General features: G+C 60.0%; 15 protein-coding genes. 6 read left to right on the top strand and 9 right to left on the bottom strand.

Features of this window, described 5'->3' with window-relative positions:
* Position 1: 1 nt before the first annotated feature.
* On the top strand, positions 2-895 hold the full coding sequence (locus ACXHRN_RS18265) for an SMP-30/gluconolactonase/LRE family protein (protein WP_488637729.1): 894 nt from the start codon (positions 2-4) through the stop codon (positions 893-895).
* Between the two features lie 163 nt (positions 896-1,058).
* On the opposite strand, the gene ACXHRN_RS18270 is transcribed toward ACXHRN_RS18265, so the two are convergent.
* A complete protein-coding gene (locus ACXHRN_RS18270; protein ID WP_488637730.1) occupies positions 1,059-1,868 on the bottom strand; it encodes an endonuclease/exonuclease/phosphatase family protein in 810 nt (269 codons plus the stop codon).
* Positions 1,869-2,105: 237 nt separating this feature from the next.
* Entirely contained in the window at positions 2,106-2,456 is a 351-nt protein-coding gene (locus ACXHRN_RS18275) for a hypothetical protein (RefSeq protein WP_488637731.1), read from the bottom strand.
* A gap of 206 nt (positions 2,457-2,662) precedes the next feature.
* Between ACXHRN_RS18275 and ACXHRN_RS18280 the strand changes: the two genes are divergently transcribed.
* Positions 2,663-3,118, top strand: a complete 456-nt coding sequence (locus ACXHRN_RS18280; RefSeq protein ID WP_488637732.1) for a GFA family protein — start codon at positions 2,663-2,665, stop codon at positions 3,116-3,118.
* On the opposite strand, the gene ACXHRN_RS18285 is transcribed toward ACXHRN_RS18280, so the two are convergent.
* Positions 3,115-4,053, bottom strand: coding sequence for a LysR family transcriptional regulator (locus tag ACXHRN_RS18285; protein WP_488637733.1), 939 nt, complete (start codon positions 4,051-4,053; stop codon positions 3,115-3,117). The genes ACXHRN_RS18280 and ACXHRN_RS18285 overlap by 4 nt on opposite strands.
* A gap of 70 nt (positions 4,054-4,123) precedes the next feature.
* Between ACXHRN_RS18285 and ACXHRN_RS18290 the strand changes: the two genes are divergently transcribed.
* The 3 genes from ACXHRN_RS18290 to ACXHRN_RS18300 all read left to right on the top strand — a co-directional run bounded on the left by ACXHRN_RS18290 (position 4,124) and on the right by ACXHRN_RS18300 (position 6,519).
* The gene (locus tag ACXHRN_RS18290; protein ID WP_488637734.1) at positions 4,124-5,407 is read left to right on the top strand and encodes a YbfB/YjiJ family MFS transporter; all 1,284 of its coding nucleotides are present in this window, start codon (positions 4,124-4,126) and stop codon (positions 5,405-5,407) included.
* A gap of 134 nt (positions 5,408-5,541) precedes the next feature.
* Positions 5,542-5,835, top strand: a complete 294-nt coding sequence (locus ACXHRN_RS18295) for a hypothetical protein (protein WP_488637735.1) — start codon at positions 5,542-5,544, stop codon at positions 5,833-5,835.
* A 156-nt stretch (positions 5,836-5,991) separates the two neighbouring features.
* A complete protein-coding gene (locus tag ACXHRN_RS18300; protein WP_488637736.1) occupies positions 5,992-6,519 on the top strand; it encodes a hypothetical protein in 528 nt (175 codons plus the stop codon).
* Between the two features lie 15 nt (positions 6,520-6,534).
* On the opposite strand, the gene ACXHRN_RS18305 is transcribed toward ACXHRN_RS18300, so the two are convergent.
* Positions 6,535-8,487, bottom strand: coding sequence for an acetoacetate--CoA ligase (locus tag ACXHRN_RS18305; protein WP_488637737.1), 1,953 nt, complete (start codon positions 8,485-8,487; stop codon positions 6,535-6,537).
* A gap of 132 nt (positions 8,488-8,619) precedes the next feature.
* Here ACXHRN_RS18305 and ACXHRN_RS18310 point away from each other — a divergent pair, with 132 nt between their 5' ends.
* Positions 8,620-8,901: a DUF6460 domain-containing protein gene (locus ACXHRN_RS18310; protein WP_488637738.1), complete on the top strand. Its 282-nt coding sequence runs from the start codon at positions 8,620-8,622 to the stop codon at positions 8,899-8,901.
* A 9-nt stretch (positions 8,902-8,910) separates the two neighbouring features.
* On the opposite strand, the gene ACXHRN_RS18315 is transcribed toward ACXHRN_RS18310, so the two are convergent.
* The 5 genes from ACXHRN_RS18315 to ACXHRN_RS18335 form a co-directional block, all read right to left on the bottom strand.
* Positions 8,911-9,726, bottom strand: a complete 816-nt coding sequence (locus ACXHRN_RS18315) for an ABC transporter permease (protein WP_488637739.1) — start codon at positions 9,724-9,726, stop codon at positions 8,911-8,913.
* A 10-nt stretch (positions 9,727-9,736) separates the two neighbouring features.
* Positions 9,737-10,636, bottom strand: a complete 900-nt coding sequence (locus ACXHRN_RS18320) for an ABC transporter permease (RefSeq protein WP_488637740.1) — start codon at positions 10,634-10,636, stop codon at positions 9,737-9,739.
* A gap of 11 nt (positions 10,637-10,647) precedes the next feature.
* The gene (locus ACXHRN_RS18325) at positions 10,648-11,805 is read right to left on the bottom strand and encodes an ABC transporter ATP-binding protein (RefSeq protein WP_488637741.1); all 1,158 of its coding nucleotides are present in this window, start codon (positions 11,803-11,805) and stop codon (positions 10,648-10,650) included.
* Positions 11,806-11,941: 136 nt separating this feature from the next.
* Positions 11,942-13,039, bottom strand: a complete 1,098-nt coding sequence (locus ACXHRN_RS18330; protein WP_488637742.1) for a polyamine ABC transporter substrate-binding protein — start codon at positions 13,037-13,039, stop codon at positions 11,942-11,944.
* Between the two features lie 129 nt (positions 13,040-13,168).
* On the bottom strand, positions 13,169-14,590 hold the full coding sequence (locus tag ACXHRN_RS18335) for a helix-turn-helix domain-containing protein (protein ID WP_488637743.1): 1,422 nt from the start codon (positions 14,588-14,590) through the stop codon (positions 13,169-13,171).
* Between the last annotated feature and the right edge of the window lie 190 nt (positions 14,591-14,780).

The following is a 14,780-nucleotide window of genomic DNA, read 5'->3' on the forward strand; positions in this document are numbered from 1 at the left end:
CATGACCACAGCCATTCCCTTCAACGGCAAGGCGCTTGATCCCAACAATATCGAGTTGGGCGAAGGCCCGAGCTACGATCCGGCCACCGACACAGCCTATTGGTTCAGCATCCTCGAATCCACCCTGCACGAGCTGAACCTGACGACCGGCAAGAAAAGCGTCCACAAGCTGCCCGCCATGTCGAGCGTGTTTGCCCGGATCGACGGCAGCCGCCAGCTGATCGTCTCGGAAAACGGTCTCTATGTCAGGGACGTGGCATCGGGTGCGATGGAACTGATGACACCGATCGAGCAGGACCGCCCCGACATGCGCTCCAACGACGGCCGCGTGCATCCCTCCGGTGCGCTTTGGTTCGGCACGATGAAAAAGGGCCATGAGGGTCGCAAGGGCGCGGGTGCGATCTATCATGTCGCCAAGGGCGTGGTGACCAAGATCTTCCCGAACATTTCCATTCCCAACGGCATCTGCTTTTCGCCGGACGGCACGATTGGCTACTACGTCGACACGATGGAAAACCGCTACATGCGCGTGCTGCTCGACCCGCAGAACGGCCTGCCGATTGCCGAACCGCAGATCTTCGTCGACGAAACCGGCCAGGACGGCGGCATCGACGGCTCGGTTTGCGATGCCGACGGCAATATCTGGAACGCCCATTGGGGCATTGGCGAAATCCATCGCTACTCACCGAATGGCGAAAAGACCGCGATCTATTCGCTGCCCGCCAAGCTGACCACGTGCCCCGCCTTCATCGGCAAATCAGCCGACCGGCTGCTGGTGACATCGGCGGCTGAAGGCTACGATGCAGAGGCGCTGAAGACCGATCCGGAAGCGGGCTACACCTATGATCTGGGTGTCGCGGTCAAGGGCGTGTTCGACCCGGCCTATCGGATCTAGACCCGCCTATTACCTGGGTTTTCCGGGTGAGAACCTCTCAATCGTCATCCTCGGGCTCGTCCCGAGGATCTGCCCATGACTCATTAAATAGTTGAAAATAATGACTATATTTCATGTGGCAGATGCTCGGGACGAGCCCGAGCATGACGCGTGGCGGGCGTCTCTACGCGATATCCAGCACCAGTGCCCGATGATCGGAGACTTCAGGCGCCGCGGCCGGCTCGAAGTAAGTGACGTTTACGTCAGATGTCACCAGCATGTAATCAGCGAAGCGTCCCGGCTTTTCATAGAGCGATGTGCGCGTATCGGTAAATCCGCGCCCGATCACGAGGTCGGTGAGACCCAGCTTTGCGAGCTTTTCGAATGTGATGCTGTCCGGCAGGACATTCAGGTCACCACAGACCACCAGCCGCTCATCGCCGTTCCAGAGTTTTCCGATGAGCCCCAAAAGTGCATCGGCCTGCGCCAAGCGCGCCGGCGTGTCATGCTTGCCGGCAGGGTCTCGCAGGCCATGCAATTGAACAATGGTGATCGAGGCACCGGCGTCATAGTCGAAGACACGGATCGCATGCGCATTGCGCGCCCTGGGGTGCGGTCCCCACTGATCGTGCAGGAAGCTTCCGTGAACGAAACCTTGGGCCTGACCGATCACCGCCTTTGACCTACGCACGAAGGTCGCCAGCCCGAACTCCGAGGGCACGGATTGTTGCCCATCGAAGAGTTCACCACGCGCAACGGGTGCGAAATAGGCATCGTGATCCGGCAGCGCCGCGCGAATTTCCTCGAAGAGATTAGCGCGCTGGGGCAGTTCGATATTGTGATCGCGATAGACGAGCCAATCGGTGCGGGACGCAGGCGTGCGCACGACTTCCTGCAGGCAAAGCACATCCGCATCGACATCGACGAGATATCGCATCAACGGCGCATGCACCCTGCCGCCCCAGGCATTCAGCGATACGATGCGTAATGGCATGAAATCTTCCTCATGAGAGTTGTGAGGAAGGGGCTATCTGATTCCTGGGGGGGGGGGAGGAATGTAAGGCGACGGTACCCCCGGACGGCGCACCAGTACAGAAGATCCCCGCCGCGCGGGTATAGGCTTTGCGGGTGTTGGGGTTGCGGATGTTGACAGTGAAGAACTCCAGAAACCGAAGCCGTGCAGCCGGCGCCGCCGCGTGACCAACTGGGGCAAGCCTGCAGCCGCTGGGCACTATTTCGAGGCTGGAGGCGGACATATGGCGTACCAATTCACTGTGCAGGCCCATTGATTATAGCTGGCAATGCCTTGGGCAACTGTGCTGATGAAAACAAGAATGGATGCCAGCCCAACGACGCCAGCCCAAATTTTCTGCCCCCACGTCAGCGTGAAGTGCTTTTGCACCGTGACGGCTTTGCCGTTCCAGTAAAATACACCGTCCTTGTCCACGCCGAGCAGGCCTGTCTCGTCCCATGTCAGGGGGCGCACGTGATCAGGCCATTTCTGCTTGTCGGCGTCCATAGGAGGGATGCGTTTGAGCGTTTCCTCCCACTCCTTGTTTCGCCGCTCAATATCTTCGTCCATTCGCTTCTCTCTATACATGATAAAGGACATTATCATATGTTTGGTTGTGCAAGCCATTGATGTCGGCATATCTTTCCGTGTTCTTTTACTTGTTGATACCGCCGCAATCCCTATCAACCGGCGGCATGCTGCCCACGAACTGAACCGCAGCGTTGACGCTCTTTGGCCTGCACTTTTAGATGCCGGGCACAAAAAGGAGACATAAAATGCCCAACGACATCAACACCATGGATGGCAGCTGCCGCTGCGGGCGCGTGAAAATCCGTATCAGCGCCAGGCCGCTGATCACCATGGCGTGCCATTGCACCGGCTGCCAGAAGATGAGCTCCAGCGCCTTTTCGCTCAGCGCCGCAATCCCGACCCAGGGCTTTGCCGCCACCGAAGGCGAGCCGGTGATCGGCGGCCTGCATGGTGCGGCGAAACACTATTTCTGCCCCTATTGCATGAGCTGGATGTTCACGCGCCCCGATGGCGCGGATTTCTTCGTCAATGTCCGACCGACGATGCTCGCCGATCCCGGCAGGTTCGCGCCGTTCGTCGAGACCTATATGAGCGAGAAACTCGCCTGGGCGACGACATCAGCGGTTCACAGCTATGACAAGTTTCCGCCGATGGAGGATTTTCCCCGGCTGATGCAGGAATATGCCGCTCTTCCAGTCTAAATCTCATCCTGCGGCACCGAAGCCTCGAAGGCCTCGCGGATAACGCCCTTGATCCAGCGGATCGCCGGATCTTCCGCCACATCGCGGCGATGGTGCATGGAAACCATGTAGGTGCCGAGGTCAAGCGGCACCGGCGAGAGGTCGAGGCCGGTATTAGCGGAAAGTGCCCGCCCTGCATGCGACGGCAGGCTGGCGATCACCCGCATAGAACCGAGATAGGCCGGCAGCGATGAGAAGTGGGTGAGTGCAGTGTGGATCTTGCGATTGCGGCCGATCGTCTTGAGCGCACCATCGACGATGCCTTCGCGGCCGAGAAACGAGATCAGAATGTGCGGCAGGCTGAGAAAGTCCTCGAGCGACAGCGGCAGGGCCAGGTTGCAGAGCCTATTGTTGAGCAGCGAGGCGTAGCCGGAGCGGCCGAGATCTTCGGTCACCAACCAGCTGCGAACCGGCGCGCCCGAGGCGATGGCCAGATCGATCTCGCGTGCCTCCAGCATCTGTTCGACCGTGTGACGGTTTGCCTGTCGGAAGACGACAGAGATGTTCGGCGCATTGGCCAACAGCCGCGCAGCGATGCCAGGCCCCAGCGCCACCTCGAAATCGTCGGACATGCCCAGCGAAAAATGCCGCTCGCTCTTTGCCGGATCGAACCGATCCTCGACAATCAGTGCCTGCCGCAGCAGCTCGACGCCCTCGTGGATCTGCCCCGCCATGGAGATCGCCCGGGCCGTGGGTTCCATGCCGCCCTTGGTGCGAATGAACAGCGGATCATTGGTCGCGTCGCGCAGTCGCGCCAATGCGGCACTGACAGCGGACTGGCTGAGCGACAGCCGAAGCGCCGCACGCGAAACGCTGCGCTCCTGCCAGATGGCCAGGAACGTGATCGCCAGATTGAAATCCAGCCTGCCAATATCACTCAGCTTGATATTACTCATCTAAAAATGCAATTTGATCGATAATGACTTTCGACGCAAGGTGTCCGCGATCACAATCAGGATGCCTCGCATGTCCGCCGTCTTTTCACCCGCCGCAAAGCTCTCGGATTCGCCCATCGCCGTGGCCATTGCGGGCGCGGTGTCGCTGTCGGTGGCCATGGGCATCGGCCGTTTTGCATTCACGCCGCTTCTGCCGATGATGTTGCATGACGGACTGATCGACATCAATGGCGGCAGTCTGCTGGCAACCGCGAACTACGTGGGCTACCTCGCCGGCGCGCTGTTCTGCATGGTGCTGCCGCGCCTGCTGAAGCTGTTTACGCATCGGCCGATTGTCAATTCGGTGATGGTGCGCGGTGCGCTGATTGCGACCACACTGCTGACAATCGGCATGGCACTCGACGTGCCCTATGCCTGGCCTGTGCTGCGCTTTCTGTCCGGCGTGATTTCCGCCGGCGGCTTCGTCTACACCGCCGGCTGGTGCCTCGGTCGACTGGAAGAACTCGGCACGCCGTCTTTGGGCGGCATCATCTTCACCGGCCCCGGTGCCGGCATCGCGCTTTCCGGCGGCGCGGGCTATGCGATCGCGCTTGGCGGCGGCTCATCGACGGTCACGTGGATCGGCTTCGGTATTCTCGCCAGCCTGCTGACTGCTCTGGTGTGGCGGATTTTTTCCCACGGTACGCCGGCCGCACACAAGGCAACACCCGGTATCAACATCGGACGCGCCGCCAAGGCGCCGCTCTGGACAGCCCAATCGATGCTGCTGACACTGGCCTACGGGCTTGCAGGCTTCGGCTATATCATCACCGCCACCTTCCTGCCCGTGATTGCACGGGAAGCCCTGCCCGGCTCGATGTGGATCGATCTGTTCTGGCCGATATTCGGCCTCGCCGTCATGGCTGGCGCGCTGTTGACACAGCGCGTGCCGATGCGCATCGACCGCCGGCTGTTGCTGGTTGTCTGCTATCTCGTGCAGGCGGTGGGCGTGATTGCCAGCCTGTTGCTGCCCAGCATTGGCGGCTTCATCCTCGGCAGCCTGCTGGTCGGCATGCCCTTCACCGCCATCACGCTGTTTGCCATGCAGGAAGTGCGCCGGCTGGCACCCGGACACGTCACCGGCTTCATGGCGCTGATGACGGCCGCCTATGGCATCGGCCAGATTGCCGGCCCGCCGCTGGTCGCTTTCATCCTCGCCCATAGCCAGAGCCACGCTGCGGGCTTTGCGACGTCGCTGATCATTGCCTCGACGTCGCTGGTCGTGGGTGCTGCCCTCTATGCCGCACAGATGCGCCTGTTTCGCCGCAATTCCGGGCTCCCCACTGGCGCACAGGCTTCGGCGGATTGCGCCTGATCAGCCTGCCTCCCGATCGCTGAAATCCTGTCAGTGAAATTTCAGGACAATTTCAGCATGTCATCCGGACTATCCCTGTAACCGGTGCAATGATCCTGCTGTCGCAACATCAACGCGCCAGCACGGAGGCCCCGATGGCTACGTTCGAGATTTTCACCGAGAATGCGCGTCTCTCTTCAAATCGTTTCATCGAAGGTCTGCGCCAGTTTGCAGACCTGCCGACGCAGATCATGGAAAGCCGGCGGACGCAGCTGCAAACCGACGAACTGCGCCGGTCACTTGATCGGTTGGATGGCTTCCAGCTCGATGATATCGGCCTGGAGCGGGTCGCCCGACCTGCAGCGCATTGGAGCCTGCGCCGACCTGCGCCGCAGTGGGACTATCGCTGGAAGCAGGCCGCAGCCATTGACGCCGAGGATCGGCCGTGAGCGCAGCTGCCGGGATCGAGGGCTTCACCTCGGGCTGGCAATGGGCGCTGCCGTGCATGGTTTCCGTGCGATGGGCTATAGCCTTTTTCTCTGCATATGAGGATCAGCAAGCCTACCAGCCAGCGCGTATACGAACGAACAGACAGGAGATGCATCATGCCACAATCCAGCTTGATCAAGCGCCGTGCACTGCTTGCAACGGGCGCGTCCTTCATCCTCCTCCCCACCTACGGTGCACGCGCCGAAGAGATGCAAAAGCGCTGGCCCTCCTGCAGGAAGTGTCAGGTGCTGTTTTACAACGGCTATCGCAACAACAAGGGCATGTGTGCTGCGGGCGGGACGCATATCCGCGGCGAAATGAGCTACCAGCTGTCCTACAACATCTCCGAGGGGCCGCGTCGGCAGGGCGCATGGCGCTTCTGCAACCAGTGCAGCGCCCTATTTTTCGACGGCTATCCGGACAAGGGTGTCTGCCCGGCCGGTGGCGGCCATCGCGCCCAAGGCTACGAATTCGTCATCACCCACGGCGTACGCGACGGCGGCGCGCAGTTCAGATACTGCAACAAATGCCATTGCATGATCGATGCCTATGGCACTCCATCGGTCTGCCCCGCCGGCGACGTCCATGTCGCACAGGGATACAAGTTCTTCATCCTCGACGAGCGATCCCAACGGATCGATTGAGCGCGATCGCCGAGATCAGCTCCTGAGCGCTTCCAATCCGGCAAACAGGTCCAGCGCCTCCGGGTTGGCAAGCGCCTCCTTGTTCTTGACCGGCCGGCCATGCACGACCTCGCGGACGGCAAGCTCGACGATCTTGCCGGACTTGGTGCGCGGAATGTCAGCGACCTGGATCACCTTGGCCGGCACATGCCGTGGCGAGGCTCCGATGCGGATCTTGGTCTTGATCTTCTTGTCGAGGTCGGCATCCAGCGTCAGGCCTGGCGCCAGCCGCACGAACAGGATGACACGGACATCGTCATCGAAATCCTGGCCGATGCAGATGGCCTCGGCCACTTCATCGAGCTGTTCGACCTGATTGTAGATCTCGGCCGTACCGATGCGCACGCCGCCCGGATTGAGCGTTGCGTCCGAACGGCCATGAATGATCAACCCGCCATGCTCGGTCCATTCGGCGAAATCGCCGTGGCACCAGATATTGTCGAAGCGCTCGAAATAAGCAGCCTTGTACTTGGCACCCTCGGGATCGTTCCAGAAGCCGATCGGCATGGCGGGGAACGCCTTTGTGCAGACCAGTTCGCCCTTCTCGCCGCGCACCGGCTGGCCGTCATCGTCCCAGACATCGACGGCAAGGCCGAGGCCCGGTCCCTGGATCTCGCCTTTCCAGACCGGCTTGACCGGGTTGCCAAGCACGAAGCAGGAGACGATATCCGTGCCGCCCGAGATCGAGGCAAGCTGGACGTCGGACTTGATGCCCTCATAGACGAAGGAAAAGCCTTCCGGCGACAACGGCGAGCCTGTCGAGGTGATCAGCCTGAGCTCGGAGAGATCATGCGTCTTCTTCGGCTCGATACCGCCCTTGCGCACGGCGTCGATATATTTCGCCGATGTGCCGAAGATGGCGAATTTCTCGTCCGCCGCATAATCCCAGAGCACATTGCCATCCGGCGCAAAGGGCGATCCGTCGAACAGGCAGAGCGTTGCGCCGCTTGCAAGACCCGACACCAGCCAGTTCCACATCATCCAGCCGCAGGTGGTGAAGTAGAACAGACGATCGCCGGCCTTAAGGTCGCTGTGGAAGCGCTGTTCCTTGAGGTGCTGCAGCAGCGTGCCGCCGGCCGAATGAACGATGCATTTCGGCACGCCTGTCGTGCCCGAGGAGAACAGGATGTAGAGCGGGTGGCTGAATGGCAGGGCAGTGAATTCCACCGGCTTTGCAGCGAATGGCGCGATGAACGCATCAAGCGTCCGGCCATCCTTGAGCGAGCCGGCCAGTGCGGCGGCCTCGCCAGCATAGGGCACGACCAGAACCGGCGCCTTCAGGGCAGGTTCGACAGCGCGAACCTTGGCCGAGACATCCTGCAGCTTGCCATTATACCAGTAGCCGTCGCAGCTGATGAACAGTTTTGGCTCGATCTGTCCGAAGCGATCGATGACGCCCTGTTCGCCGAAATCAGGGGAACAAGACGACCAGATCGCACCGATGGCGCTCGCTGCGAGCATGCAGGCGATGGTTTCCGGCATGTTGGGCATCATCGCCGAGATGCGGTCACCCTTGCCGATGCCCATGGCGCGATAGGCCTGCTGAAGACGCGACACCATCTGGTGAAGATGATCCCAAGACCAGCGACAATCGACCTTGTCCTCGCCGCGGAAGATCATGGCGTCGCCGCTGCCGGTCGAGGCCAGCAGATTTTCAGCGAAATTCAGCTCGGCATCCGGAAAGAACCGTGCATCAAGCATGATGTCGCCGTTGATCAGCTCACGCGCACCCTTGGAACCCTTGACGCCGCAATAGTCCCAGACCGCCGACCAGAAGTCTCCCCGCTCGGTGATCGACCATTGGTGAAACGCATCATGATCCGGCAGATCAGCGCCGAATTTCTCCGCACACCAGAGCCGGAACCCGGTCATCGCACTTGCGGCGACCTGCGCCTCCGATGGTGCCCAAAGCGGTGAGTTGTCTGCCATTCATGCCTCCCAGAATTCCACGCGATTTTGTAGCCAAACTTTCGTTGCACCGCAACAGAGAGCGTTTGCCAGATGGTTGTCGCTTCGCGACATCTGAGGCAGCCAATTGTTTACCATTTTTCGATAATTCTAATGATGTCCAACATCGGAATGCAGCAATTGGGTCAATTCCTCACAGCTCTACTGAAACTCGTCCTCGCCTCGCTGATTGCGGGGGCGCTGATGAACCTGTTCGGGCTTTCGGCGGAACGATTGCTCGCGGGCATCGGGCTGACGCCGGCCGAGCTTTGGACACATATCAACGACTTTGTAATATGGGCGATCCCCAACATCGTGCTGGGGGCCGTGATCATCCTGCCGCTGTGGTTCTTCGCCTATCTTTTCGTGCCGCCGCGCGGCAGCGCCGACGACTGATCAACGCGATCAGCCCTGGGCCATCGCCGCACGCTCATCCCGCTGGCGCTGCACCTCGGCACGCTTGGTACTGATCGAGGCGATCATCACGCCAATCGCCACGATGCCGATCAGGATCGTGCAGGCCGCGTTGATTTCCGGCGTCACGCCCAATCGCACCTGGCTGTAGATCTTGATCGGCAACGTCGTGGCGCCCGGACCTGTTGTAAAGGCCGAAATCACCAGATCATCGATCGAAAGCGTGAAAGCCAGCATCCAGCCGGAGATGACGGCGGGCGATATCAGCGGCAGGGTGATCTTGAAGAAGGTCTTGACCGGCGGGCAACCGAGATCGAGCGCGGCCTCCTCGAGACTGCGGTCGAAGGTGATCAGCCTGGATTGCACCACGATCGCCACGTAGCACATGGTAAACGTGATGTGGGCGATCGTCAGCGTCCAGAAACCGCGATCGACGCCGACGCCAACGAATAGCAGCAACATCGCCAGGCCGGTGATGACCTCGGGCATGACCAGAGGCGCATAGATCATTCCTGAAAACAGCATGCGGCCCGGGAACCGAGCGAACCGCACCATCGCCAATGCGGCGAGCGTGCCGAGTATGGTACCGAGCGTGGCGCTGAGCAGTCCGACGCGAATAGTGACCCACGCGGCGTCCATCAAAGCCTTGTTCGACCACATCTGGCTATACCAGCGTGTCGAAAAGCCGCCCCATACAGTGACTAGTTTCGAGTCGTTGAAGGAATATATGACCAGTATCAGTATCGGGATATAGAGAAAGGCAAAGCCCAAGGTGAGGACGACGGGATCGAAGCGCGCAGATTTCATGGTCTTTTCCTCACGCTTTCTGCTGCTGGTTCTGGAAGATTGCGATGGGCACCACCAGAACAAGGAGCAGGATGACGGCCACCGCTGAGGCGAGCGGCCAATCGCGATTGCCGAAGAACTCCGTCCACAGCGTCTTGCCGATCATCAAGGTGTCGGCCCCTCCGAGAAGGTCCGGGATGACGAATTCGCCGGTGATCGGGATGAAGCAGATCATCGAGCCAGCGATGACGCCGGGCAACGACAGCGGGAAGGTGATCTTCCAGAACGCTTTCCATGGTGGGCAGCCGAGATCGCTCGCAGCCTCCAGCAATGTGCCATCCATCTTTTCGAGCGCTGCATAGAGCGGCAGGATCATGAACGGCAGGTAGGAATAGACTATGCCGATGAAAACAGCTGTATCGGTACGGAAGATGTTGACCTGCTGGTCGGGGCCGTAAAGCCCGATCGATTGCAATAGCAGCGTCAGCAACCCCTCGGGCTTGAGGATGCCGATCCAGGCATAGACCCGGATGAGGAACGACGTCCAGAACGGCAGGATCACCAGCATCAATAGCGTCGGCCGGAGGCCCGCCGGCGCGCGTGCCATCGTCAGGGCGATGGGATAGCCGATCAGCAGCAGCAGCAAGGTCGAGATCAGGGCAATCCGCAGCGAGTTCAGATAGGCCTTGATGTAAAGGGGATCCTCCGTGAGGAAGGTGTAGTTCTCGAAATCAAGCTGCGAGAGAAAGTTGCCGATCGTGGAAAAGCCCTGGAAGACCGGTGTGTAGGGCGGCATGGAGATCGCCGAGTCCGAGAACGATATCTTCAGGATGATGTAGAAGGGCGCCAAAAAGAACAGTGCCAGCCAGAGATAGGGAACGATGACCACCAGCCATCTGGCCGGATTTTTGCGTGTGTCGGCTTCGGCCATGTGCGTGCCCCCTATCTCGTCAGCACGAGGCCGGCTTCGGCCGGCCAGGTGAGCCAGACCAAGTCGCCGAATGTAATCGGACGGTCGACAAGGCGCGAGACGTTGGCTTGGGCGGCGCGCAACACGCGACCGTCGTCAAGCTTGACAAGGAACACCGAGAAATCGCCGAGATAGCCGATGTCGAAGACTTCGCCATGCGCCGAATTGAAGCTGGGATCGGCGGGCGCGTCCGGCGAGATGCGGACTTTCTCGGGGCGGATGGCAAAGGCGGCCTGATTGCCGGGAGCTGCGGGGCATTCCTGCTCGACCGTCACCTTCAGTCCTGCGCAGTCCATGGTCACCAGGCCTGACTGGTTGGGGCCACCGGTGTTGGAAACGACGTTGCCCTCAAGGATGTTGATGTCGCCGATGAAGTCGGCGACATAGCGGGAATTCGGGGCTTCATAGATCTCCGCCGGCGTCGCCACCTGGACGATCTCGCCCTTGTCCATGACGGCGATACGATCCGAAACCGTCATCGCTTCTTCCTGGTCGTGGGTGACGATCAGGAAGGTCAGGCCCAGCGTGTGCTGGATATCCATAAGTTCGAACTGGGTTTCCTCGCGCAGCTTGCGATCAAGCGCGCCGAGCGGCTCGTCGAGCAGCAGCACCTTCGGCCGTTTGGCGAGCGAGCGGGCAAGTGCCACGCGCTGGCGCTGGCCGCCGGAGAGCTGGCTGGGCTTGCGCTTGGCAAATTCACTGAGCTTGACGAGCTTCAGCATTTCCTCGACGCGGGCATCGATTTCGCCCCTCGGCAAATTGTCCTGCTCGAGGCCGAAGGCGACATTCTTGGCGACGCTCATGTGCGGAAACAGCGCATAACTCTGAAACATCATATTGGTCGGACGCTTATAGGGCGGCACACCGGAAATATCCTTGCCCTGCAGCAGAATACGGCCTTGTGTCGGCTCTTCGAAGCCCGCCAGCATGCGCATCAGGGTCGTCTTGCCGCAGCCGGACGGACCAAGCAGCGAGAAGAACTCGCGCTCGTAGATGTTCAGAGTGAGGTCCTTGACGGCGACGAAATCACCAAAGCGCTTGGTGATACCCTCGAAACGAATGAACGGCGCCGAAGCCGGATCCGTCCAGGGAGTGAATTTGCGTCGTACCGGCCCGAGAGTTTTTGCCATGTCCCCTATGCCACCTTAATTTATTGATCGGCTTTTCTTGATCGGATGACTTTTTGTGGGCAGGGCTCCGCGCTTGCGGCGGCATGCTTCCTGCCAGTAAAAAATGGGGCGGTATGACCGCCCCATCTGGATGTGATTAACTGCCGGTCTTGATCTGCGTCCAGAGCCGGTTGAGCACGCGCTGCTCTTTCGGCCCATAGGGCGAGATGGTGAAGAGTTTCTTGACCGTCTCGGGCGTCGGATAGACCGCAGGATTCTTGAATACTGCTTCATCGATGAACTTCTGCGAGGCCAGGTTGCCGTTGGCATACTGGACGTAGTTCGATGCCTTGGCGATGACTTCGGGCTTCATCAGGTAGTTGATGAAGGCATGGGCCTCGTCGACATGCTTGGCATCGGCCGGGATCGCCAGGTTGTCGAACCACATATACGTGCCTTCCTTGGGGATCACGTAATTGATCTCAATACCATTCTTGGCCTCGACCGCACGGTTCTTGGCCTGCAGCACGTCACCCGACCAGCCCAGGGCAATGCAGCTGTCGCCATTGGCGAGCTCATCGATATAGGCCGACGAATTGAACGTGCGGACATAGGGGCGGATCTTGGAATAGACTTCGCCGCCAGCCTGCAGGTCGGCGGTATCCTTGCTGTCGCCCGGCTTGCCGAGATAATTCATGGCAATCGCGAAGGTCTCGTCAGACGCATCGAGGATGCTGATGCCGCAATCCTTGAGCTTGGCAGCATTTTCCGGCTTGAAGAGAATGTCCCAGCTGTCGATCGGCACGTCACCGAGCGCGGCCTTCACCTTGGCGACGTTGTAGCCGATGCCGGTGGTGCCCCACATATAGTTGACGGCATACTGATTGCCCGGATCGTATTTGGCCAGGCGCTCCATGACATCGGGCCACATGTTCGTGAGGTTCGGCAACTTCGACTTGTCGAGCTTCATGAACACCCCAGCCGAGATCTGGCGCGCCAGGAACGGGCCGGTGGGCACCACGACGTCATAGCCGGAACCGCCGGCGAGAAGCTTGGTCTCGAGGATCTCGTTGGAGTCGAAGACGTCATAGACGACCTTGATGCCGGTCTCCTTGGTGAAGTCTTCCAGGATGGTGCTATCGATATAGTCGGACCAGTTGTAGACGTTGACAACCTTGTCCTCGGCCTTGGCCGGAGCGCCGAAAATCAGCGCAGCCGTCATCGTGACAGCCAAGCCAAATAGCTGTTTCTTCATGCATCTTTCTCCTGTTTGTCCCGGCACGTGCTTGTTGGTCTAGGTCCGGAGTTCCACTCTCTGTAAGAGCTTAGAAAGGTTTCGAACGGCCCACAACTAAAATTTTGCGAATCTTTTCAGATCATATTTCTACTGGAAATCAAACACGCTCAATCCCGCAACCATTTCATCAAGGCCCAGGGGCCGGGTTACGGGCGGCTCGGCGCGCGCCAGACACCCCGGTCGCTCGCAAAGCCGACAGGCCGTGCCGATGCCGAGCCTGACGCCACCCTCGCGAACCACGCCATCGCCATAGACCACCTGCCCAGCATGCGCCGCATCGCAGCCGATAAGCAGCGCCGTGCGCCGCACCCGCTCCTCGAAGCCTGCGATCGGTCCTTCAAGCGTTCGCGACACCAGTAGATACTGTGCACCATCCAGCATCTCTCCACATTCTGAAAACACCTGCCCCGGGGCCGAGAACGCGGCATGCACACCCAGCTTGGGACAGTGACCGCCAAAACGCGCCTGCGGATAGCCCTGGGCGCCGGCACGACGGATGCGGTTTCCGGCGATATCGATCTCCAGTAGGAAGAATGGAATTCCCACCGCGCCCGGACGCTGCAAGCTGGTGAGTCGGTTCGCCGCCTGCTCAAAAGACACGCGGAAGCGTGCGCAAAGGATGCCGATATCATAGCGGGCGCGCTGGGCGGCCGCGAGAAACGCACCGTAGGGCATCATCAGCGCCAGCGCTGCGTAACGGGCCAGCTCGAAACGGCCGATGCGCTGTGCTTCCGCCGAGGTCAGGCCAAGACTGGCAAGCGTCGAGGAGATCTCCTCGTGCAGCGCGATCTGACAGGCTTCCTGCGCCATTTCCCTCAACTGGTCGTGCGGATAGAGTCTCTCCGACAAAAACAGCCGCATTGAATGCCGGTCATAACGGCGGCGCAGGTTGGGCATTGCATGAATTGGAAGCGTGCGAACAACGATGCCGTGCTCCGTGCGCAACCAGTTGCGCAGTGCGGCCGCCAGATCCTCGTTAGGATCAAGACGTGAATGGAACGCTTCTGCAGCCTCGTCGATTGCAGTGAAGTAATTCGGCCGGGCTGCGAAGGTTTCGCGAACCTCATCCATTGGCAGCTTGGCGGCCGACAGCGTGGTCTCGTGGCCGGACTGGGCTAGGAACCCGGCGAGATCGGTCAGCCGGGCGGCCTGCTCCTTGTAAGCGCGGTAAAGCTTCGTGAGACCGAGCGCGACATTGGGCGCGGCCTCGGCGACTTCGAGCAACTCCTCGCCGCCGGGGATCTCGCCGGAGAGCAACGGGTCGGAAAACACTTCACGCAATTCGCCGGCAGCGCTGCCGGTTTCGCCCTGCAAGGCTTCGACGTCGATCTTGTAGACGGCAGCGAGTTTGAGAATCAGCTGGACGGTCAGCGGCCGTTGATTGCGCTCGATGAGATTGAGGTAGGAAGGGGAGATGCCGAGGCCTTCGGCCATGGCCGTCTGGGTGATGCCGAGGCCGTTGCGGATACGGCGAACCTTTGGGCCCGCAAAGATCTTTACCTCCGCCATCAGTCAATCCTTTTACAGCGCGACGCGCCAGTTCCGCATATCTCGCATTTACAAGATTTACAATTTTACAATTGGCTTTCGTCAAAATCAAGACACCATAACTCGATTTCCGGCCACATTCCTCGCATTCTCGTGGACTATTTTGCAGCGCAATGTAAATTCAGTCATATCGAAAGTCGGCCATTCGGAA

The organism is Shinella sp. OV683, assembly GCF_057787725.1.

Coding starts and splice junctions, on each gene's coding strand:
- ACXHRN_RS18335 (WP_488637743.1), bottom strand. CDS start 14,590: ATGGCGGAGGTAAAGATCTTTGCGGGCCCAAAGGTTCGCCGTATCCGC.
- ACXHRN_RS18265 (WP_488637729.1), top strand. CDS start 2: ATGACCACAGCCATTCCCTTCAACGGCAAGGCGCTTGATCCCAACAAT.
- ACXHRN_RS18300 (WP_488637736.1), top strand. CDS start 5,992: ATGCCACAATCCAGCTTGATCAAGCGCCGTGCACTGCTTGCAACGGGC.
- ACXHRN_RS18330 (WP_488637742.1), bottom strand. CDS start 13,039: ATGAAGAAACAGCTATTTGGCTTGGCTGTCACGATGACGGCTGCGCTG.
- ACXHRN_RS18295 (WP_488637735.1), top strand. CDS start 5,542: ATGGCTACGTTCGAGATTTTCACCGAGAATGCGCGTCTCTCTTCAAAT.
- ACXHRN_RS18325 (WP_488637741.1), bottom strand. CDS start 11,805: ATGGCAAAAACTCTCGGGCCGGTACGACGCAAATTCACTCCCTGGACG.
- ACXHRN_RS18315 (WP_488637739.1), bottom strand. CDS start 9,726: ATGAAATCTGCGCGCTTCGATCCCGTCGTCCTCACCTTGGGCTTTGCC.
- ACXHRN_RS18305 (WP_488637737.1), bottom strand. CDS start 8,487: ATGGCAGACAACTCACCGCTTTGGGCACCATCGGAGGCGCAGGTCGCC.
- ACXHRN_RS18285 (WP_488637733.1), bottom strand. CDS start 4,053: ATGAGTAATATCAAGCTGAGTGATATTGGCAGGCTGGATTTCAATCTG.
- ACXHRN_RS18310 (WP_488637738.1), top strand. CDS start 8,620: ATGATGTCCAACATCGGAATGCAGCAATTGGGTCAATTCCTCACAGCT.
- ACXHRN_RS18320 (WP_488637740.1), bottom strand. CDS start 10,636: ATGGCCGAAGCCGACACACGCAAAAATCCGGCCAGATGGCTGGTGGTC.
- ACXHRN_RS18275 (WP_488637731.1), bottom strand. CDS start 2,456: ATGGACGAAGATATTGAGCGGCGAAACAAGGAGTGGGAGGAAACGCTC.
- ACXHRN_RS18290 (WP_488637734.1), top strand. CDS start 4,124: ATGTCCGCCGTCTTTTCACCCGCCGCAAAGCTCTCGGATTCGCCCATC.
- ACXHRN_RS18270 (WP_488637730.1), bottom strand. CDS start 1,868: ATGCCATTACGCATCGTATCGCTGAATGCCTGGGGCGGCAGGGTGCAT.
- ACXHRN_RS18280 (WP_488637732.1), top strand. CDS start 2,663: ATGCCCAACGACATCAACACCATGGATGGCAGCTGCCGCTGCGGGCGC.